The following is a 19,167-nucleotide window of genomic DNA, read 5'->3' on the forward strand; positions in this document are numbered from 1 at the left end:
GTACTGTCCGCGCGGGAGTGCGCGACCATGGGCGGGGTCTGCGAGTATTCAGGCCATGCGACTGTTCGGGCGCAAGGGCGCAGAGGAAGAGACCGGCGACGGGATCGCCGAGTTCTGGGCGTGGTGGCAGGAGTCCAGGCCGGGGCTCGACTCCCTGGTCGCGAACGGCGACGTCGAAGGGCTTGAGGAGCGGCTGGCCCCGGCGGTCGCCGCCATCCACCCGGGCCTGGTCTGGGAGGTGGCTCCGGGCAAGGAGGCCGCGCACGCCCTGGTGGTGACCGCGGCCGGCGACCCCGAGCTGCGCTCGCTCGCGCACCGCTGGGCCAAGGCGGCGCCGCCGTCCGACATGCTGTGGGAGTACCACCCGTCGCGGCAGGCCAATCCGCAGGCCATGGAGCTGACGCTGGACGTCGGCGGCTTCGAGTTCGCGCTCGACAAGCTGATGCTGGGGCTGCGGGTGCCGAGGGACCAGCCGCGGGTCGACGTGTCCGCGTACCACCCGATCTTCGGCGAGCTGGACGAGGACACCAGGATGGAGGCCACCCTGCTGGCCCTCGACTGGCTGCTCGGCGAGGACGACGTGGCCCGCTGGGTCGGGGAGATCACGCCGGCCACGTTCCAGCCGATCGACTCCGTGCCCGCCGTTCACCTACCCGCCGTGGTCGCCGACGTGGCCTCGGGCTACACCGAGGAGGAGTGGGTGCTGCTCGAAGGGCAGACCGGCAGCGGCGCGCCGCTGGTGGCCACGGCCCGCCACCCGCTGCGGCCGGTGGACTATCCGCTGTTCGACCAGCACATCGCGATCACGCTGCCGTACACCCACCGCGACGAGAACGGCCTGCCGGTCGGCGACTCGCTGACGGCGCTGCGCGACTTCGAGGAGCGGCTGGCCGCGCGGCTGCTCAAGCTGCGCGACGACGCGGTGCTGGCGGCGCACATGAGCGCCGAGGGGCATCGGATCATCCACGTGTACGCCGACCCGACCGGCGACGCGGCGATCCACGCGAAGGAGCTGATCGTGAGCTGGGAGGAGGGCGAGCCCCGGGTGGACGTGGCCGCCGATCCGTCCTGGTCCGCCGTAGTGTCCTTCCTGACCTGAGCCCCCGGCTGCCCGGGTCTCAGCTGAGGCCGGCTCGGCGGGCGCGTTCGACGGCGGCGGGGAGCACCTCGATCAGGCGGTCGACGTCGTCGCGGGTCGAGGTGTGGCCCAGCGTGAACCTGAGCGAGCCCCGCGCCGCCGCCGACTCCGCCCCCATGGCCAGCAGCACATGGGACGGCTGCGCCACGCCCGCCGAACACGCCGAGCCCGTCGAGCACTCCACGCCCTTGGCGTCGAGCAGCATGAGCAGCGCGTCTCCCTCGCAGCCGGGGAAGGAGAAGTGGGCGTTGCCGGGCAACCGGTCGGCGGGGTCGCCGTTGAGCACCACGTCGGGGACGGCCTGGCGTACGCGCTGGATGAGCTCGTCGCGCAGCGACGTCAGGCGGCGGGCCAGGGCCTCCTGCTCCTTGACGGCGGCGCTGACGGCGGCGGCCAGCCCGGCGATGGCGGGCGCGTCGAGCGTGCCCGAGCGCACGTCGCGCTCCTGGCCTCCGCCGTGCTGGACGGAGACCGGCGTCAGCCCTCTGGCCAGTAGCAGCGCACCGGCCCCCATCGGGCCGCCGACCTTGTGGCCGGTCAGCGTGAGCGCGTCGACCCCCGAGGCCGAGAACGACACGGGCAACTGCCCCACCGCCTGAACCGCGTCGGTGTGGAACGGGATGCCGTGGTCATGGGCGATGGCCGCCAGCACGTGGACGGGCTGGACCGTGCCGACCTCGTTGTTGGCCCACATGACGCTGATCATGGCCACGTCGTCGGGGTCGCGCTCGATGGCCTCGCGCAGCGTCTCGGGGTGGACCCGGCCGTACGCGTCCACGCCGAGCAGCTCGACCTCGGCGCCCTGACTGTCGGCCAGCCAGTGGGCGGGGTCGAGCGCGGCGTGGTGCTCCACCGAGCTGATCAGCACGCGCCGCCTCGGACGGCGCGACCAGTAGAGGCCCTTGATCGCGAGGTTGTCGGCCTCGGTGCCGCCCGAGGTGAACACGACCTCGCTGGGCCGGGCGCCGAGCGCGTCGGCGATCGCCTCGCGCGCCTCCTCGACCACCCTGCGCGTCCGGCGGCCCGCCGCGTGCAGCGAGGAGGCGTTGCCGACGCATTTGAGCTGCTCCGTCATGGCCTCGATCGCCTCGGGCAGCATGGGTGTGGTAGCCGCATGATCAAGATAGGCCGACGGTCTGGTCACCCGATCAGGGTATCTCGTTTGCTACTGTACCGTCCGGACGGTACAGTAGAGCCCATGCGAAGGGACGAGCTTTTGGACGCGGCAGAGGACCTGCTCTGCGATCAGGGCTCGTCCGCACTCACCCTGGCCGCCGTGGCGGACCGGGCAGGCGTCAGCAAGGGCGGCCTCCTCTATCACTACGGCACCAAAGAAGCCCTGATCAAGGGCATGGTGGAGCGTCTGATCGAGGACTTCGACCAGCTCATGGTCGCACAGCCCGGGGAGACCTACACCGAGCGCTACCTGTACGCCACGCTGGCCGCCGTCCGCTCCGGACGGCTGCGACGATGGGCCGTGGTCACGGGCGCCTCGGGAAACCTCTTCCTGCTCGCGCCGCTACGCGAGGCGATGGCCCGCTGGCATCGCGAGGGGTTGGGCGAGGAGCCGGATCCGCGGGCGTCGCAGATCGTACGACTGGCGTGTGAAGGGCTCTGGGACGTGGCCAGCCACGACCCGGAGCTGAACACGGAGGACGATCTCCAAGCGCTCGAGACCCGGATGAAAGCGCTGCTCAAACCCCCTTCCTGAGCCCCTGACCCGCCCGCCTCCCCACCGTGGGGACGCGGGCCCGTCTGTGCCTTCCCGACTGCCCGCTCGGACGACAGCCGGTACGGCGCCGGCCCGACTGGCGCGCGGCCTTCCCTCAAGGCGGAGGCCACGATCGAGCCGACGCCCGGACCGCGTCCCAGACACGGGCCCCCGCTCGCCCGGACACCCGTCGCCGACCCGACCACTCGACCTGCGTGCTCGGCCTGTGACTGTGCTCGGTGCTCAGTACGAGCGGGCAGGCGGAACCCCTCGGGCCACAACCGTCCAGCCGAACCCCTCCCCCACCCCAGCCCGAGCTCGCCCGGCCACCCGGCGCGGCGCTCGGATGCCGCGGGGCGGGCGGGTCCCGAGACCTAAATATGGCGAAATAGTGCGAATTCTTGTGAGGTGTTAAACGATGACCCGTTCCCTGAGGAGTGCCCGTTACGGGGCGGTTCTGACGTTTGTGCTGGGCGGACTGATGGTCGGCACCATGACGGTGCGCATCCCGGCGCTGACCGACAAGCTCGGCCTGTCCGAGTCGACGGTCGGCGCCGTCCTCCTCGTGTGGGGCCTGGGCGCGCTGGTGACGATGCAGTCCATGCGCCGGATCATGGCCCGGGCGGGCAGCCGGGCGGTGCTGCGGATCGGCGGGCCGCTCACCGCGCTGGGACTCGTGGCCGTGGCGTTCGCCCCGAACCTCCCGTTGCTCATGGTGGCCGTGGCGCTCTTCGGCATGGCGTTCGGCACCGTGGACGTGGCCATGAACGCCCAGGGCTCCACGGTCGAGCAGGCGTACGGACGGCCGCTGATGAACGGCATGCACGCGGGCTGGTGCGTGGGCGCCATCTCGGCGGGCGCGCTGGGCAGCGTGGCGATCGCCGTGGGGCTGCCGTTCACCGCCAACGTCGCGCTGATCGGCCTGATCTCGCTGCCCGTCATGGTCATGATCGGCCGTACGTACCTGCCCGAGCCGCCGGCGACCGAGACCGCGACGGCGGCCCGCCGGCGCATGCCGCCGATCGTCTACCTGCTGGGCGCGATCATGTTCTTCGCGTTCATGGTCGAGGGCACGGTCGCCGACTGGAACGGCCTCTACATGCGGAACGAGCTGGGCGCCCCCGAGGCGCTGGCCGCCCTCGGGTACCCGGTGTTCGAGCTGGGCATGCTGATCGCCAGGCTCACCGGGGACCGGCTGCGGACCAGGTTCGGCGTGCGGGGCATGCTGACCGTCTCCGGGGTGGCGACGGCCGGGTTCTTCGCGGTGGTGCTGATGGCGCCGGCGGCGCTGGTGGCGGTGTTCGCGATGTTCTTCGTCGGGCTCGGCGTGGCGACGATCTCGCCGCTGACCCTGTCGCTGGCGGGCACCGCGACCGACTCCCCAGGACCGGCGATCGCCCAGGCGGGCGCCATGGGGTATGCCGGCCTGCTGCTCGGGCCCGTCGTGATCGGCTTCATCTCGGACGCCACGACGCTGCGTACCGCGCTCGGCATCGGGGTCGTCCTGGGCGTGCTGATCGCCGCCGCCTCCCGCCTCCTCCCCCGTAGCGAGCCGTCGGCGATCACCCCGGCGGTCACCCCGGCCGACCGTGAGACCGTCGAGGTCGCGGCCTGAACATTTGTGCCGGCTCACTCTGTACGCCGCCGTCGCCGCCCAGGCGTACGAAGCCCGCGTGACGTCCTAAGAGTTCTCTGTGGATCGGCGGCCGGCGGCGCCCCCACCGCCCACGTGGGGGCGCCCGGCTCACAGACAACTCACAGACTCCTCAGAACTCCCCCAACCGCCGCCCCCACGCTGGACCCATGATCCAGCTCGACGGACTGACCAAACGCTACGGCGACGTGCTCGCCGTGGACGATCTCACCTTCACGGTGCGCCCGGGGCAAGTCACCGGCTTCCTGGGCCCGAACGGCGCGGGCAAGACCACCACGATGCGCATGATCCTCGGCCTCGACCTGCCCACCTCCGGCACCGCCACGATCAACGGCCGTGCCCACCACGAGCTCCGCCACCCGCTGCGCGAGGTCGGCTCGATGCTGGAGGCGCAGGCCGTGCACCCGAGGCGCAGCGCGTACAAACACCTGCTCTACCTCGCCCAGACGAACGCCATCCCCGACCTCCGCGTCGCCGAGGTGCTGGACCTGGTCGGGCTCACGGCGGTGGCGGGCAGGAAGGCTGGCGAGTTCTCGCTGGGCATGGGACAGCGGCTGGGCATCGCCGCGGCACTGCTCGGGGATCCGCCGGTGCTGATGCTCGACGAGCCCGTCAACGGCCTGGACCCCGAAGGCGTCCTGTGGATCCGCACGGTCATCCGCGGGCTGGCCGCGGAAGGGCGCACGGTGCTGGTGTCCAGCCACCTGATGAGCGAGATGGCGCTGACCGCGGACCGCCTCGTGGTGATCGGCAAGGGCCGGCTCATCGCGGAGGGGGAGATCGACGACTTCACCGAGGGCGGGGCGGCGGTGTTCGTACGCACGCCCAACGCCGCCTCCTTCGCCCGGCGCCTGGAGCTGTCCGGCGCCCACGTCCGGCCCGGCGGCGCCGACGAGCTGCTGGTCACCGGCATGACGGCACCCGACGTCGGACGGCTGGCGGCGGCCGAGGGCGTGCCGCTGTTCGAGCTGGCCCCCCGCCGCGCGTCGCTGGAGGAGACGTTCATGGAGCTCACCCGGGAGAGCGTCGAGTACGGGGCGGCACGATGATCGACGCGGGGGTGCTGAAAGCGGAGTGGACCAAGTTCAGCAGCATCCGGTCCACCATGGTGCTGTCGGTGGCCACCGCCGCCGTCGCGGGGCTGCTGGGGTGGCTGTTCAGCACCACGGCCGCCAAGGAGTACGCCACGGCCACGGCGCAGGAGCGGCTCGACTTCCAGCCGCTGGACCTGGGCATGCGCGGCGTGTTCATCGTGCAGCTGCTGGTGGCGGCGCTGGGCGTGCTGGTGGCCTCCTCCGAGTACGGCTCCGGCACGATGCGGGCCAGCCTGGCCGCCGTGAGCAGTCGCGGCCGGCTGCTGGCGGCCAAGTGCGGGATCACCGTGCTGACCGCGCTGCCGGTGAGCGTGGCCGCGGTGTGGCTGATGTTCACGACGAGCCAGCTGACGCTGTCCGCGGGCGGCGCGCCGTCCGTCCTGCCAGGCGATCCTGTCGCGCTGCGGCTGCTGCTGTTCGGGCCGCTCGTGCTGACACTCCTCGCGCTGTTCGGCCTGGCGCTGGGCGTCCTGCTGCGCGGCACGGCCCCCGCCGCGAACGTCAGCACCGCCTTCCTCCTGCTCCCCGTCATGGCCGGGGCCTCGCCCGGCTTCCTGCGCGATCTCATCGGCGTCTACTGGCCGAGCATGGCCGCCCTCCAGGCCGTCTCCGGGAAATCCGAGCTGCCGGGGGCGCTGGGGTTCGGGCTGCTGGTCGGGTTCGTGGCGGTCATGCTGGTCGCCGCGTACGTCCAGCTCAAGAATCGCGACGCCTGACTACGCTGGACCGGGGAGGTGCCTCTCGTGGGAGAACGGCTGCTCGTGGTCGACGACGAGCCCACCGTCAAGGAGCTGCTCTCCGCGACGCTGCGGTTCGCCGGCTTCACGGTGAGCTCGGCGGAGAACGGCGCGCAGGCGCTGGAGGCGGCCCGGCTCGACCCGCCGGACCTGGTCCTGCTCGATGTCATGCTGCCCGATCTCGATGGGTTCGAGGTGATCCGCCGGCTGCGGAGCCTGCCCAGGGGCGGCGGGCGGCCCGGTCCGGTGCCCGTGCTGTTCCTCACGGCGCGGGACGCCACGGCCGACAAGATCAACGGGCTGCGGCTGGGCGGCGACGACTACGTGACCAAGCCGTTCGACCTGGAGGAGCTACTGGCCCGCATCAGGGCCATCCTCCGCCGCACGGGCGCGGCCCCCGACGATTCCACGCTGGTGGTCGGGGACCTCGAGGTCGATCCCGACGGCCACCAGGTCACCAGGGCAGGACGTCCGGTACGGCTGTCGCCCACGGAGTTCCGCCTCCTGCTCCACCTGGTGCTCAACGCCGGGCGGGTGCTGCCCAAGACCCAGATCCTGGAGCACGTGTGGCGCTACGACTTCGCCGGCGACACGAGCATCGTGGACACGTACGTGAGCTACCTGCGGCGCAAGCTCGACGCCGGCGAACCCAAGCTGATCCACACCGTCCACGGCGTCGGCTATGTCCTGCGCAAGCCCAAGCGATGATCGGCCGGCTGTCGCTCGCCGCCCGGCTGCTGGCCATCGCGGTCGCGCTGCTGGTGGTCGGCCTGGTGGTGATCAGCTCGGTGGTGCTGCGTCAGCTCGAGACCCAGCTCATGACGCGCGTCGACGCCCAGTTGGAGCCGATGGGCAAGGCGGCGTCCGCGATCCCGCCGGACCTGGTCGTGAAGCTGGCGAGCAGCCCGCTCCCGGCCGGGCCGTTCGACCTGATGGGGAAGGGGTTCGTGGCCTACCTGGCGGCGGACGGGTCCGTTCTCCGCGAGCTCGGTGACCTCGCCGGGCCCGCGCTGCCCCGACTCGACAGCGCCGCGGTGGCGGCCCGCGCCGGGCAGCCGTTCACGGTGAACGGCACGGACGGCGACGAGTGGCGGGCGGTGGCGCTGCCCCGCGCCGACACGAACGGCCCGCGCTCCGGCTCCGGCCCCGGCCCCGGCTCTGGCTCCGGCTCTGGCTCTGGCTCTGGCTCTGGCTCCGACTCTGGCTCTGGCTCTGGCTCCGGCGGCACGAGTCTCGGTCCGGCCGATCACACCGCGGTGGTGGCGGCGGTCTCGCTCGCCGAGCTGCACACCACGGTCGACCGCCTCCGGGCGGCCTGTCTCCTCACGGGCGCCGTCCTGCTCGGCGTGCTCGCGCTCGTCGGCGGGGTCGCCATCAGGGCCGGGCTGGCTCCGCTGCGGCGGGTGGAGGAGACGGCGGCGGCCATCGCGGACGGCGACCTGACCAGGCGCGTACCCGAGCCGGCCGGCCTCTCCACCGAGGTGGGCCGGCTGGCCCGCTCGCTCAACAAGATGCTGGCCCAGATCGAGCAGGGCGTCGCGGCGAAGGTGGAGTCGGAGGCCAGGATGCGCAGGTTCGTGGCGGATGTCAGCCACGAGCTGCGCACCCCGCTGTTCGGCATCAAGGGCTTCTCGGAGCTCTACCGCATGGGCGGCACCGAGGCGGGACCCGCGCTGGCCCGCATCGAGAGCGAGTCGGGCCGCCTGGCCCGGCTGGTGGAGGACCTGCTGCTGCTCGCCGGCCTCGACGAGAGCGACGGGCCGGGGCTCGACCTCACCCCCATGGACCTCCGTACGCTGGCCGCCGACGCCCGCCACGACTTCGCCGCGCTCGACCCGTCCAGGCCCGTCGCCTTCACCGGCCCGTCCGGCGGCCCGGCGGCGTCCGCGCCCGTGCTGGGGGACGAAGCCCGCCTGCGACAGGTCGTCAGCAACCTCGTCGGCAACGCCATCACCCACACACCCGCCGGCACCCCGGTACGGATCGGCGTCGGGACGGACGGCGGTGAGTCGGTCCTGGTCATCGAGGACGAGGGGCCCGGGCTGAGCCCTGAGGAGGAGGCCCGCGTCTTCGACCGCTTCTACCGCGCGGACGCCTCCCGCGCCCGCGCGACGGGGGGCGCGGGACTCGGACTGGCGATAGTCCGCTCCATCGTCACGGCCCACGGGGGCCGGGTGGAGCTCCGCTCCTCGCCGGGCAGGGGCGCGGCCTTCCAGGTACGCCTCCCGGTCGCCGACCCGCGCTGACGCCGGCGCGCGCCACCAGCGGCCGTCGCCGGAGTCCGGGCCGCGAGTAGCGTTGTGGCATGCGGACGGTGACGAACCTCGCGGCCGGAGACGGGTTCTCGCTGGAGCGGGTCAGGATCCGGACCGAGAGCGAGACGTGGTCGCCGCCCGAGGTGGCGACGGCGTACCGCGTGGTGCTGGTACGAAGCGGCGCCTTCCGGGCCCGTGTGGACGATCAGGTCCTGCTGGCCGATCCTGCGCTGGCCTACCTCGGCGGCGTGGGCCAGGAGCTGAGCATCGCCCACCGCCCCGGGATCGAGGACATCTGCACGACCGTGACCTGCTCACCCGGCCTGATGCGCGAACTTGCGGGTGACGAGCCGCCGCGTGCCGTGGCGTTTCCGGTCAACGGCAGGCTGGCCCTCGCACATCGGCTGCTGGTGTCACGGGCCGGGAAGGGTGCGGATTCCCCGGAACTCGCCGAGATGGTGATCGGCCTGATGGGCGACCTGTTCGAGGCTCGGCACCGCGCCCACCCGGACCGGACCCGCGGCCGGGCCGCCACACTGGCGCGACGGCGGGCCCTGGTGGAGTCGGTGCGCACGCTCATCGCCGACGATCTGAGCGCCTCCCTGCGTGATCTGGCCCGGCGCGTCGGCTGGTCGCCCTATCACCTGAGCCGCGCCTTCCGCCAGGAGACCGGGGTGACCCTGACGGCGTACCGCAATCGCATCCGCACCATGCGCGCGCTCGAGGCCATCGAGGCGGGGCACGATGATCTGGCCTCTCTCGCCGCCGACCTGGGCTTCGCCGATCACGCCCATCTGACGCGCACGATCCGTGGGGAGTGCGGGCTGACACCGGTGGCCGTGCGCCGCATGCTGGCGGTCCCGCCGCGCTGACGATGCGACCTCATTCGAGCAAGGATCTTCAAGCGGCGGCCATACGACGGGGACGAGACTCGGTGACGTCCGATCCCCGTACGGTGAAGGAGAACGAGCCGATCATGATCGCCCGAGTATGGCGCGCCAGGACCACCGGCACTGCGGCGACCAGCAGATATCAGCAGGTGTTCGAGTCAGAGGTGATGCACGACCTTCGGGGGCTGCCCGGCTTCCGCGGCGCGTACCTCCTGGCCCGCCACGACGCGGAGGCCATGGAGCTGACGACCGTCACGCTGTTCGACTCCCTGGACACGGTCAAGGCGTTCGCGGGCGCGGACCACACCCGCGAACGCGTCACCCCGCCCGCCCGCGCGACGCTGCTGGACTCGGACCCCCACGTCCTGCACTTCGACGTGCTGGTTCACACGCTTGTTCATTGATCGCGCCGCAGTCCGAGCCCGACCGGGCGGCGGTTGAGCTGGTGGGAGGCCCGCAGCTCTTGGTCAGTGAGATCGATGCTGTCCCAGGTGAGCCCTAGCAGTGCTGTGCACCGGTCTCGTCGAACAGGTCCTCGAGGGACTGGGCGGTCACCGCACGGGTGGCCCATGATTCCAACTGGGCCAGATCAGCGCAGGTGGAGATCCGGGTGCGCATGTCATCCGGAATGTCGAAGCCACGGGCGCCCAGCACCAGCAGAAGCATCCTGACCGCCTCCTCCGCCTTGCCTTCTGCCACGCCCTCCGCCTTGCCTTCTTCCTGGCCGCGGCCGTAGTGCTCGCGGGCGAAGGGGCTGTAGACGGGCCAGGTGGTGGACGTCATGATGATCTCCTCCAGGAGGCGCCGCACTTCGGGCGCGGACATGCTGTAAGCGTATTCATAGTACTTCGCAGCGTGTTCATCACGCAGCTCTGTCAGCGCCATGGCGAAAGCCTCCACCACCTTGGGGTCACGACCGTGGGCCATGACCGCCATGATCGACAGACCCGGGCGAGCGACAGCCTCCTGAGGATCGGTGATGACCGGAATGTCATCCGGCCCCAACACCTGTGCTTGCAGGCGGTAGCCGCTCAACCCTGAATCGACGGGTTTCGCGTAATGGACGGCAACACCACGATCGGGGCAGACGAGCAAGACCGTGACATCACAGCGCAGCATGAGCCACAGCGCGGCAGCGTAGCGCGCCAATTGCAGAGGATCCTTGGACTTGTCCTGCTGGACCTCCAGGATGATGGCGTGCGCGGCGGTCTGCGGCGGCCCCATGACAACGACCAGATCGGACTCCAGGTCGTCGGAGGGGCGAGTGTTGAAGGTGGACTTCTCCAGCCGGACCAGCTGGGTGGCGGGCAACTCGACTCCCAGAAGATCACGCAAGACCTCCACCGCCAGCAGGGGACGGTCAGTGAACATCTGGACGAGGGCGTCATGTCGGGGGGACGGCATGACACTTATTGTCACATGTCCAGCACTTAAAGTTACGAGAATGGCAACGGAACTTACTTCTCTGTGCGAGACGCCTCCCAGCGTCGGCCTGGACTGTCGACCTCTCGAAGGTTGCGACATCCGATGATCCCGAGCATTCCGCCCACATGACCGCCGCCCCGGGGATGATCAGCTCCCGCCAGCCGCGCGTGTTGACAGGCAGCCATCTGGCTGCCTAAATTAAAGGCAGCCGAAAGGCTGCATATCGACAAGCGGCAACCCAGGTACGAGGGCGGACATGGACGAGGTGTTCAAGGCGCTGGCCGATCCGAGCCGGCGCGCGCTGCTCGACTCGCTCAACGCCCGCAACGGGCAGACGCTGCGCGAGCTGTGCGCCGGGCTCGACATGGCCAGGCAGTCCGTCAGCAAGCATCTCGCGGTGCTGGAGGAGGCCGGGCTCGTCGCCACCGTGCGGCGGGGCCGGGAGAAGCTGCACTACCTCAACGCCGCGCCCGTGCACGAGATCGCCCACCGGTGGATCAGCCGCTACGACCAGGCCAGGGTCCAAGCCCTGGCGGACCTGAAACTCGCCCTTGAGGAGACCCCGATGGACGCCCCGACCTTCGTCTACACCACCTACATCCGCACCACCCCGCAGAAGCTCTGGCAGGCGCTGACCGAGCCCGCCTTCACCCGCCGATACTGGGCCACGGAGTTCACCACGGACTGGTCCGTCGGCTCGGCGATGACCTGGGACAACCACGGCGTGCTGATCAGCGACCCGGAGCAGGTCGTGCTGGAGGCCGAACCCTACAGCCGGCTCTCCTACACCTGGCACGCCATCACCCCGGAGCTCGCCAAGCGCTTCGGCTGGGACGAGGAGATGCTCGCCCGGCTGTCTGGCGAGGCCCGGTCGAAGGTCACCTTCACCATTGAGGAGGCCGCCGCGCAGGTCGTGAAGCTCACCGTCATGCACGACGGCTTCGAGCCCGGATCGAGCCTGGCCGAGATGGTCAGCCACGGCTGGCCGAACGTGGTGGCGAGCCTGAAGTCGCTGCTGGAGACCGGCGAACCGCTGCCGGAGGATGCGTGACCTGCCCGATCAGGGCTCGACGACATCGCGAGGTGCCCGCGCCCCCAATGTCACAGCCCGAGCCCCATGCGCGAAGCGCCCCCACCGCGAGGAACGCGCCTTGAAGCCAAGGGCTTGGGGGGCCGTGCCCCGGCCGTGCCCCCCAAAGTCACAGCCCGAGCGCTATAGCGCGAAGACCGTGCCTTCCCCCTGCAGCTACTTGCGCTTGTTGATCTCCTCGGTGAGCTGCGGCACGACCTGGTGGAGGTCGCCCACCACGCCGTAGTCGGCCAGCTCGAAGATCGGGGCCTCCGGGTCCTTGTTGATCGCGACGATCGTCTTGGCCGTCTGCATGCCGGCCCGGTGCTGGATGGCGCCCGAGATGCCCGCCGCGATGTACAGCTGCGGCGACACCGTCTTGCCCGTCTGCCCCACCTGGAACTGGTGCGGGTACCAGCCGGCGTCCGTGGCGGCGCGGGAGGCGCCGACGGCGGCGCCGAGCGAGTCGGCCAGGCCCTCGATGATCGAGAAGTTGTCGGCGGAGCCGACGCCGCGCCCGCCCGAGACCACGATCGCGGCCTCGGTCAGCTCCGGCCGGGCACCCTTCTCCTGCTTGACCCGCTCGACGATGCGGGCCGCCTTGGCGGCGTCGGACAGGGTGACCGACACCTCCTCCTCGGTGCCGGCGGCGGGGGCGGCCTCGGGGGCGGTCGAGTTGGGGCGTACGGCGACGATCGGCGTGCCCTTGCTCACCTTGGACTGCACGTTGATGCCGCCGCCGAAGATGGACTGGTCGGCGACGAAGCCCTCGCCCAGGCCCACGGCGTCGGTGATGACGCCGGAGTCGGTCTTGACGGCCAGGCGGCCGGCGACCTCCTTGCCCTCGGACGTGGCGGCCACGAGCACGGCGGCCGGGGACGTGGCGGCGACGAGCTGGGCGAGCAGCTCGGCCTTGGGCGCGACCACGTAGTCGACGATGTCGCTCGACGCGGCGACGTAGATCTTGTCAGCGCCGTACTCGGCGAGCCTGGCCTTGGCCTCGGCGGTGAGGCCGGGGCCCGCCCAGACGGCGGAGGGGGTGCCGAGCGAGCGGGCCAGGGTCAGCAGCTCCAGCGTGACCTTCTTGACCTCGCCTTCGACCTGCTCGACGAGAACGAGAATCTCCGACATATCAGCAAAACTCCCGTTCTCAGATGAACTTCTTGGACGCGAGGTAGTCGGCGGCCTTCGCGCCACCGTCGCCCTCGTCCTTGACGATCGTGCCGGCCGCGCGCGGCGGGGCGGCGGCGAAGTCGACGACCGAGGACCACGCGGCGGCCAGGCCCACCTGGGCGGCGTCGATGGAGGCGTCGCCGATGGCCAGCGTCTCGACCGGCTTCTTCTTGGCGGCCATGATGCCCTTGAACGACGGGTAGCGCGGCTCGTTGATCTTCTCGACCACGGAGACGACGGCCGGCAGCGTGGCCTCGACCTTGTCGAAGCCGTAGTCGGTGATGCGCTGGACGGCGATCGAGGAGCCTTCGACGTCGACCTTGTTGGCCAGCGTGAGCTGCGGGGTGCCGAGGCGCTCGGCCAGCATCGCGGCCAGCACGCCGGTGCGCGCGTCGGTGGACTCGGAGCCCAGGATGACCAGGTCGAACCCGATCTTCTTGAGCACCTGCGCCATCGCGTACGAGGTGGACAGCGCGTCGGAGCCGTGCAGCGCGTCGTCGCTGAGGTGGACGGCCTTGTCGGCGCCCATGGCCAGCGCCTTGCGGATGGTCTCGGTGGCCTTGCCGGGGCCCATGGTGAGCACGGTCACCTCACCACCGTGGGCCTCCTTGAGCCGCAGCGCCTCCTCGACCGCGTACTCGTCAAGCTCGTTGACCACGCCGTCGACGGCGTCGCGGTCGAGCGTCTTGTCATCGGACCGCAGCTTGCGCTCGGTCGCAGTGTCGGGGACCTGCTTCACGCAGACGACGATGTTCATGGCCGGTGGCCGACCTCCCGTGTTCGCGTGCGCCACCGCCTCGTTGCGGCGGGCGCCGAATGCAATGCTGTCCAGACTGCCAGGTGCCCACCGGGCCACTGACAGAGGGTCTGCCCAAGCTTTCGCCAGTTATGTTACCCATGAGTAGCTTAACTGCAAACCCGCAGCCACCCACTATACAGAACTTTGTTCGGTCTAGGCCGACAGCAGGAACACGACCCCCACCACCAGTGCCGTACCCGCGAACAGCGCCAGCGTGAACGTGCTGAACACCGTCGCCAGCCCGAAACACAGTCCCACGGCACCCGCCACGCTGACCAGATCCGTGATCATGCGGCTGCGCCGGAACAGGCTTTTCGAGAACAGCGCCACCCCGGCGTCGGCCACCACGGCCAGCGCGTACGCCGCCAGCAGGAACAGCGCCACCTCGGGCAGCGGCTCGCGGGCGGCAGCGGCCAGCAGCGACACGAACAGTCCCGAACCGATCAGCCAGCGCCTGCGCACCTTCTCCCGGTGCCTGGCCCTGGACTCCTCCACGGACCTGCGCGGCCGTCCCCTGCCCAGCCGCCACTCCCTCGTGGCCAGGTCGTCGGCGGCGCTCGCCGCCCGGGGCGGGACCTGCCGTACGTGGGAGACCGGCTCGACCCCCAGCCTGGCGCAGAGCTGCGCGGCCGTCGGCCGCGCGGCAGGGTCGGTGGACAGGCACTCGCGTAACAGCGGCGCCAGCCACTCGGGGACGCCCTCCAGGTCGGGCGAATGGTGCACGACCCGGTAGGCCACCGCGGAGGCGGGCCCCTGCCCGTACGGCTGCCGCCCCGTCGCCGCGTACGCCAGCGTCGCCCCGAAGGAGAACACGTCGGCCTCCATGCCCGCGCTCTTGCCCTCCAGCACCTCGGGGGCCAGGTAGCCGGGCGTGCCCACCACGGCGCCGGAGGCCGTGACCGACAGCGAGTCGAGCGCGCTGGCGATGCCGAAGTCGATGACGACGGGCTCGCCATCGGCCATCATCACGTTGGCCGGTTTGAGATCGCGGTGCACCACGCCGGACTCGTGCATGGCGAGCAGCGCGTCGGCCAGCCCGGAGGCCAGCCTGCGCAGGTCGGCCACGGGCACGGGCGTGGCGCTGAGCGGGCGGCCCTGGACGTAGCGGGTCACGAGGTAGGGCCGGGCGCCCTCCAGCGAGGCGTCGAGCACCTCCGCCACGTGCGACCCGCCGACCCGGCGCATGGTCTCCACCTCGCGCGCCAGCCGGGCCAGCGCCCCGCCGTCGGCTATGACGTGGGGATGGAGCACCTTGACCGCGACCGTACGTCCCTCGGCGTCGAGGGCGAGATGCACCTCGCCGAACCCGCCCGCCCCGAGCTTGGAAAGAAGCTCATATGGGCCGAGGTGCTCGCTCATACCTCATCTCTCCCCCCGAGAGCCGATGGGGACACTCAGGACCAGGGAGTCAGGAACCCCAGCCCGAGGTCGCTGAGCAGGCTGTCGATCAGCCCGGTGATCAGGCCGATCGTGCTCTGCTGGGCGTTGTTCGCCAGCTCGTCGATGACCGTCTTCGGCGCCCGCCACGGGTACCACGACGCGTCCTGCCCCAGCGCGAACATCACCGCGAACAGCGCCGCCGTACCCACCAGCACGACCGCGACCAGCGCCGCGCCGGGGCTGCGCAGCACGCCGGTGAGCGTGCGGGTGACGGCCTGACGCGGCGCGCCGCCGCCCGGCAGCACGAACAGTCCGGCCGCGAAGGCGCCCGCCGCGAACGAGGCCGCCTCGTTGACGCTCATCCCGCCCACCCAGCGGAGCAGGCCCCAGACGCACAGGCCGAACAGCAGCGCGAGCGGCACGTGCACGGCCGTCACGAGCGCGGACTTGACCAGTGCCCAGGGCGTGCCGACGACCGCCAGCAGCGGGTCGGCCGAGCTGCTGCCGCGCATCTGGCGCCGCTTGACCAGGTCACCGAAGAGGTATTCGCCGAGCCGCAGCACCAGCGCGAGCGCGACGGCGATCGCGCCGACCATGACCGGCATCATGACGGTCAGCGCCACCAGCGTGACCAGCAGGAGCAGGCCCACGACCTGGCTGCCGAACAGGTATCTCTTCCGCTCGGACGGCGGGGTGTACTGAGGCGGCGGCGTGTAGGGCCTGACCTGCGACGGCGAGGTGGGCGGCGGCGCCGGGTAGCCCGCGACCCGCTGGTCGGTGCGGGCCATCGGCCTGGCCGCGACCGGCGCGGGCACGTACGGCGGCGGCCGCTCCTCCCGGCGCGGTGGCGGCCGTTCCTCCCGGCGGGTGGGCGGCCGCTCCTCCCGCTGCGGGGGCGGCGCGGTCTTGCCGTACTCGACCGGCGGCAGCAGATCGGAGAACGTGTCCATGGTCCGCGTGCCGCCGCCCATGCGCTTGGTGCCGGTCGGCCCGTCGAAGGACGTCTCGTTGAAGGTGGTCACGGCCGGGTCGAGCGCCCTCGCCATCCGCAGCAGCTCGTGCGCGCTGGGCCGGGACGCGGGGTCGACCTGCAGCGCCCTGCCGAGCCAGCCGCGCAGCCACGCGGGCGCCTTGTCGATCTGCGCCCGCCCTTCCATGATGTTGAAGCAGACCGCCTCGAACGTTCCCGTGCCGAACGGCGGCGCCCCCGTCGCGGCGAAGAACACCGTCGAGGCCAGCGCGTGCACGTCGGCAGCCTGGGTGATCTCGGAGTCACGGATGATCTCGGGCGCCAGATAGCCCGGCGTGCCGACGAACATGCCCGTCTGGGTCAGCCTGGTCGCGTTGACCAGGTGGGCGATGCCGAAGTCGATGACCAGCGGCTCGCCGTTGACCAGCATGACGTTGGACGGCTTGAAGTCGCGGTGGATCACGTCGGCCGTGTGGATGGCCACCAGCGCCTGGCAGAGGCCCTGGGTGAGCCTGATGACCTCGCGCGCCTCCAGCGGGCCGTCGGCCAGGACGGTGTCCTCCAGCGTGCGGCCGGGGGCGAAGCGGGTCACGACGTACGGCTGGCCGCCCACGAGCTCGGCGTCGATCACCTCGGCGACGTGCGGGCTGCGCACCCGGCGCATGGTCTCGACCTCGCGGGTCAGCCGGTCGCGCGCCTTGAGGTCGGCGGCCACGTGCGGGTGGAGGACCTTGATGGCGACTTCGCGGCCCTCGCCGTCGAGACCGAGGTGGACGACCCCCATGCCACCTTCGCCGATCTTCCTGACCAGCCGGTACGGGCCCAGGCGTTCTGGTGCTTGGGTGCTCATCGCCACCTTCCCCGCGTCATCCCCCGGGATTCCCCCTTAGCCCGTCTAGCTGTCTGACCACTGGATTGACGTTCAGCGGAGTCCATACGGCCCCCCTTGGCTTGTCCCCGAACGTGCCGGCGGCGAGGATCAGCGAGAGCGCGGCGGCCGCCGCGAGAGCCCCCGCCATCACCATCGCCGCTGTCCTCGAGGGTACGAGCGATGAGAGCGTTCTGCGCATTTGTTTGCCAGGACCCTCCACTCCCGGGCCCGCGCAGACGGTCCACAACGCGACCGCGGCGCCCCAGGCCAGGGCGTTGGACGGGTCCATCCTGGCCACCACGGTGAGCAGCAGCGTCACCGGAAGGCCCAGGATGAGCGCGTACAGCATGAGTGCAAGCGTGATGCCCACCGACTTGGCCAGCGCCTGGGGGAAGGCGAACACCCTGACCACGTCGAGCGCCGCGGCCCCCGCGGCCCTGCGGGAGGTCAGCTGGGGCTGGGCCAGGTCGGCCGCGCGCAGCAGGATCGCGGCCGGGATCGCCACGACCGCGACCAGCACAGGCGCGATCACGGCCGCCACGATCATCACGACGAGCAGCATCGCGCCTGCCACACCGTAGGCCCTCGACCGCTGCAGCATCTTGCCCGGCGCGACCGACGGGATGTACGGCTCCCGCTTGGTGCTCGGGTCGGGCTGCGGGTACTGCGGCGGGATGTACGGGGGCGGCTGGAGCGGGCTCGGCCCGGGCCGGGCGTAGTCGGGCACGTCGGGACCCGCGCTCGGCACCTGGGCATGGGGCGCCTGGGCGTTCGGGACCGGCGTGTGGATCCGTCCGTAGTCGGCCGAGTCGGGGCGAACCCGTCGGGTGGGCACGTCGCCCTCACCCGGCGGGGCCACGAGGCCGTGGTTGTTGACGGGCTGCTGCGGCTGCCAGGGCGGCGGGGTCAGGCCGCTCTCGCGCTGGATGCGCCGCAGCTCCTCCGGCGTCACCCTGCGGGTCGGCCACGGGTCCGGCTGGTTGGGCAGGAGCGAGACGTACTGCTGGTCCTGCGGCGGCGCGGTGGGCTGCTCCTGGGACTCCAGCAGGCGCTTGGGCGTCACCGGCGGCGTGGAGATGTCGTACGACGGCTTGTCCTGCGCCGGCGGGGCCTCGGTCGGCCGGGGAACGGTCGAGATCTCGTCGGGCGAGTTGCTCGGCGTCTTCTGGAGCATCCGGGCGGTCTGCTCGGCCAGGTCGGCCGCCTTGGGGCGCTTGTTCGGGTTGCGCTGGAACGCGGCCTTCAGCAGCGGCTGCAACGTCGCCGGGGCGGCGCTCACGTCGGCCTTGCCCGCGGTGATGTTGTAGAAGATCATCTCCAGCGTGCCCTTGCCGAAGGGCGGCTGGCCGGTGGAGGCGAACAGCAGCGTGCCCGCCCACGCGTGCACGTCGACCTCCGGCCCCGCCTCCTGGCCCTCGATGATCTCGGGCGCGAGGTAGCCGGGCGTGCCGATGAACATGCCGGTCTGCGTCAGCCGGGTCGCGTCGACCGCCTGGGCGATGCCGAAGTCGATCAGGACGGGCTCGCCGTCGAGGATCAGCACGTTTCCGGGCTTGAGGTCGCGGTGGATCACGCCCACCGAGTGCACGGAGGCCAGCGCGGCGGCCACCCCGTGCGCGAGCTTGACCAGCGAGGGCAGGTCGAGGGGCCCGTCGTCCTTCACGATCTCGTCGAGGGGACGACCGGGGACGTAACGGGTGACGATGTACGGGCGATGACCGGTGACATCGGCGTCGAGCACCTCGGCGATGTATTTGCTCCGCACGCGCCGCATCGTCTCGACCTCGCGCGAAAGCCGCCGCCTGGCGACCTCGTCGCCGGCGACCTCTCCGCGCAGGACCTTGACCGCCACCTGCCGCCCCTGGGGGTCGACAGCGAGGTGGACAACGCCCATCCCGCCTTCACCGAGCCGCCTGAGCAGCCGGTAAGGGCCTAGTCGGTCATCGTTCATGGCATGAAGCACCATACCGGCTTAATCCCCGCCCACGAGATGAACCATGA

The 19,167-nt window shown here is 71.3% G+C and carries 17 protein-coding genes; 10 read left to right on the top strand and 7 right to left on the bottom strand.

Translation table 11 applies throughout. The annotated features are described in order from the left end of the window. The first annotated feature begins 55 nt into the window (after nucleotides 1–55). On the top strand, nucleotides 56–1,099 hold the full coding sequence (locus tag ACWEPL_RS02355; protein ID WP_363976234.1) for a DUF695 domain-containing protein: 1,044 nt from the start codon (nucleotides 56–58) through the stop codon (nucleotides 1,097–1,099). Nucleotides 1,100–1,118: 19 nt separating this feature from the next. Here the strand turns inward: ACWEPL_RS02355 and ACWEPL_RS02360 are convergent, their stop codons facing one another. Continuing rightward, entirely contained in the window at nucleotides 1,119–2,282 is a 1,164-nt protein-coding gene (locus ACWEPL_RS02360; RefSeq protein WP_452434785.1) for a cysteine desulfurase family protein, read from the bottom strand. A 54-nt stretch (nucleotides 2,283–2,336) separates the two neighbouring features. On the opposite strand from ACWEPL_RS02360, the gene ACWEPL_RS02365 reads away from it, so the two are divergent. From ACWEPL_RS02365 to ACWEPL_RS02400, 8 genes are all read left to right on the top strand, one after another. Further along, a complete protein-coding gene (locus ACWEPL_RS02365) occupies nucleotides 2,337–2,849 on the top strand; it encodes a TetR/AcrR family transcriptional regulator (RefSeq protein WP_452434786.1) in 513 nt (170 codons plus the stop codon). Between the two features lie 418 nt (nucleotides 2,850–3,267). After that, entirely contained in the window at nucleotides 3,268–4,464 is a 1,197-nt protein-coding gene (locus ACWEPL_RS02370; protein WP_452434787.1) for an MFS transporter, read from the top strand. A gap of 188 nt (nucleotides 4,465–4,652) precedes the next feature. Beyond that, a complete protein-coding gene (locus ACWEPL_RS02375; protein ID WP_452434789.1) occupies nucleotides 4,653–5,552 on the top strand; it encodes an ABC transporter ATP-binding protein in 900 nt (299 codons plus the stop codon). Further along, complete coding sequence (locus ACWEPL_RS02380; protein ID WP_363976249.1) at nucleotides 5,549–6,313, top strand: hypothetical protein; 765 nt, start codon at nucleotides 5,549–5,551, stop codon at nucleotides 6,311–6,313. The genes ACWEPL_RS02375 and ACWEPL_RS02380 overlap by 4 nt, the downstream gene beginning before the upstream one ends. Before the next feature lie 27 nt (nucleotides 6,314–6,340). Continuing rightward, nucleotides 6,341–7,042, top strand: coding sequence for a response regulator transcription factor (locus ACWEPL_RS02385; protein ID WP_452434791.1), 702 nt, complete (start codon nucleotides 6,341–6,343; stop codon nucleotides 7,040–7,042). Beyond that, entirely contained in the window at nucleotides 7,039–8,580 is a 1,542-nt protein-coding gene (locus ACWEPL_RS02390; RefSeq protein ID WP_452434792.1) for an ATP-binding protein, read from the top strand. Before ACWEPL_RS02385 ends, ACWEPL_RS02390 begins: the two co-directional genes overlap by 4 nt. Before the next feature lie 59 nt (nucleotides 8,581–8,639). After that, on the top strand, nucleotides 8,640–9,461 hold the full coding sequence (locus ACWEPL_RS02395) for a helix-turn-helix domain-containing protein (protein ID WP_452434794.1): 822 nt from the start codon (nucleotides 8,640–8,642) through the stop codon (nucleotides 9,459–9,461). Nucleotides 9,462–9,523: 62 nt separating this feature from the next. After that, entirely contained in the window at nucleotides 9,524–9,883 is a 360-nt protein-coding gene (locus ACWEPL_RS02400; protein ID WP_350729553.1) for a hypothetical protein, read from the top strand. A 94-nt stretch (nucleotides 9,884–9,977) separates the two neighbouring features. Here the strand turns inward: ACWEPL_RS02400 and ACWEPL_RS02405 are convergent, their stop codons facing one another. After that, nucleotides 9,978–10,850, bottom strand: coding sequence for a hypothetical protein (locus ACWEPL_RS02405; protein ID WP_452434795.1), 873 nt, complete (start codon nucleotides 10,848–10,850; stop codon nucleotides 9,978–9,980). Between the two features lie 310 nt (nucleotides 10,851–11,160). Between ACWEPL_RS02405 and ACWEPL_RS02410 the strand changes: the two genes are divergently transcribed. Beyond that, entirely contained in the window at nucleotides 11,161–11,955 is a 795-nt protein-coding gene (locus ACWEPL_RS02410; RefSeq protein ID WP_363976268.1) for an ArsR/SmtB family transcription factor, read from the top strand. 195 nt (nucleotides 11,956–12,150) lie between these two features. On the opposite strand, the gene ACWEPL_RS02415 is transcribed toward ACWEPL_RS02410, so the two are convergent. The 5 genes from ACWEPL_RS02415 to ACWEPL_RS02435 form a co-directional block, all read right to left on the bottom strand. Next, on the bottom strand, nucleotides 12,151–13,104 hold the full coding sequence (locus ACWEPL_RS02415; RefSeq protein ID WP_350729546.1) for an electron transfer flavoprotein subunit alpha/FixB family protein: 954 nt from the start codon (nucleotides 13,102–13,104) through the stop codon (nucleotides 12,151–12,153). A gap of 19 nt (nucleotides 13,105–13,123) precedes the next feature. After that, nucleotides 13,124–13,903 (bottom strand): electron transfer flavoprotein subunit beta/FixA family protein, encoded by a 780-nt coding sequence (locus ACWEPL_RS02420; RefSeq protein ID WP_350729545.1) that lies wholly within the window; start codon nucleotides 13,901–13,903, stop codon nucleotides 13,124–13,126. Nucleotides 13,904–14,098: 195 nt separating this feature from the next. Next, on the bottom strand, nucleotides 14,099–15,304 hold the full coding sequence (locus tag ACWEPL_RS02425) for a serine/threonine-protein kinase (RefSeq protein WP_452434797.1): 1,206 nt from the start codon (nucleotides 15,302–15,304) through the stop codon (nucleotides 14,099–14,101). Nucleotides 15,305–15,339: 35 nt separating this feature from the next. After that, the gene (locus ACWEPL_RS02430; protein ID WP_452434799.1) at nucleotides 15,340–17,145 is read right to left on the bottom strand and encodes a serine/threonine-protein kinase; all 1,806 of its coding nucleotides are present in this window, start codon (nucleotides 17,143–17,145) and stop codon (nucleotides 15,340–15,342) included. A gap of 16 nt (nucleotides 17,146–17,161) precedes the next feature. After that, nucleotides 17,162–19,117 carry a serine/threonine-protein kinase gene (locus tag ACWEPL_RS02435; RefSeq protein ID WP_363976278.1) on the bottom strand — a complete coding sequence of 652 codons (1,956 nt, stop codon included), beginning with the start codon at nucleotides 19,115–19,117 and terminating at the stop codon, nucleotides 17,162–17,164. Nucleotides 19,118–19,167 lie beyond the last annotated feature (50 nt).

The sequence above is a fragment of the Nonomuraea sp. NPDC004186 genome (genome assembly GCF_053603495.1).

What these genes read in the sequence shown, in the direction of transcription:
- ACWEPL_RS02355 (WP_363976234.1), top strand. Translation starts at nt 56, where the DNA reads ATGCGACTGTTCGGGCGCAAGGGCGCAGAGGAAGAGACCGGCGACGGG.
- ACWEPL_RS02365 (WP_452434786.1), top strand. Translation starts at nt 2,337, where the DNA reads ATGCGAAGGGACGAGCTTTTGGACGCGGCAGAGGACCTGCTCTGCGAT.
- ACWEPL_RS02370 (WP_452434787.1), top strand. Translation starts at nt 3,268, where the DNA reads ATGACCCGTTCCCTGAGGAGTGCCCGTTACGGGGCGGTTCTGACGTTT.
- ACWEPL_RS02375 (WP_452434789.1), top strand. Translation starts at nt 4,653, where the DNA reads ATGATCCAGCTCGACGGACTGACCAAACGCTACGGCGACGTGCTCGCC.
- ACWEPL_RS02380 (WP_363976249.1), top strand. Translation starts at nt 5,549, where the DNA reads ATGATCGACGCGGGGGTGCTGAAAGCGGAGTGGACCAAGTTCAGCAGC.
- ACWEPL_RS02390 (WP_452434792.1), top strand. Translation starts at nt 7,039, where the DNA reads ATGATCGGCCGGCTGTCGCTCGCCGCCCGGCTGCTGGCCATCGCGGTC.
- ACWEPL_RS02395 (WP_452434794.1), top strand. Translation starts at nt 8,640, where the DNA reads ATGCGGACGGTGACGAACCTCGCGGCCGGAGACGGGTTCTCGCTGGAG.
- ACWEPL_RS02405 (WP_452434795.1), bottom strand. Translation starts at nt 10,850, where the DNA reads ATGTTCACTGACCGTCCCCTGCTGGCGGTGGAGGTCTTGCGTGATCTT.
- ACWEPL_RS02410 (WP_363976268.1), top strand. Translation starts at nt 11,161, where the DNA reads ATGGACGAGGTGTTCAAGGCGCTGGCCGATCCGAGCCGGCGCGCGCTG.
- ACWEPL_RS02415 (WP_350729546.1), bottom strand. Translation starts at nt 13,104, where the DNA reads ATGTCGGAGATTCTCGTTCTCGTCGAGCAGGTCGAAGGCGAGGTCAAG.
- ACWEPL_RS02420 (WP_350729545.1), bottom strand. Translation starts at nt 13,903, where the DNA reads ATGAACATCGTCGTCTGCGTGAAGCAGGTCCCCGACACTGCGACCGAG.
- ACWEPL_RS02425 (WP_452434797.1), bottom strand. Translation starts at nt 15,304, where the DNA reads ATGAGCGAGCACCTCGGCCCATATGAGCTTCTTTCCAAGCTCGGGGCG.
- ACWEPL_RS02430 (WP_452434799.1), bottom strand. Translation starts at nt 17,145, where the DNA reads ATGAGCACCCAAGCACCAGAACGCCTGGGCCCGTACCGGCTGGTCAGG.
- ACWEPL_RS02435 (WP_363976278.1), bottom strand. Translation starts at nt 19,117, where the DNA reads ATGAACGATGACCGACTAGGCCCTTACCGGCTGCTCAGGCGGCTCGGT.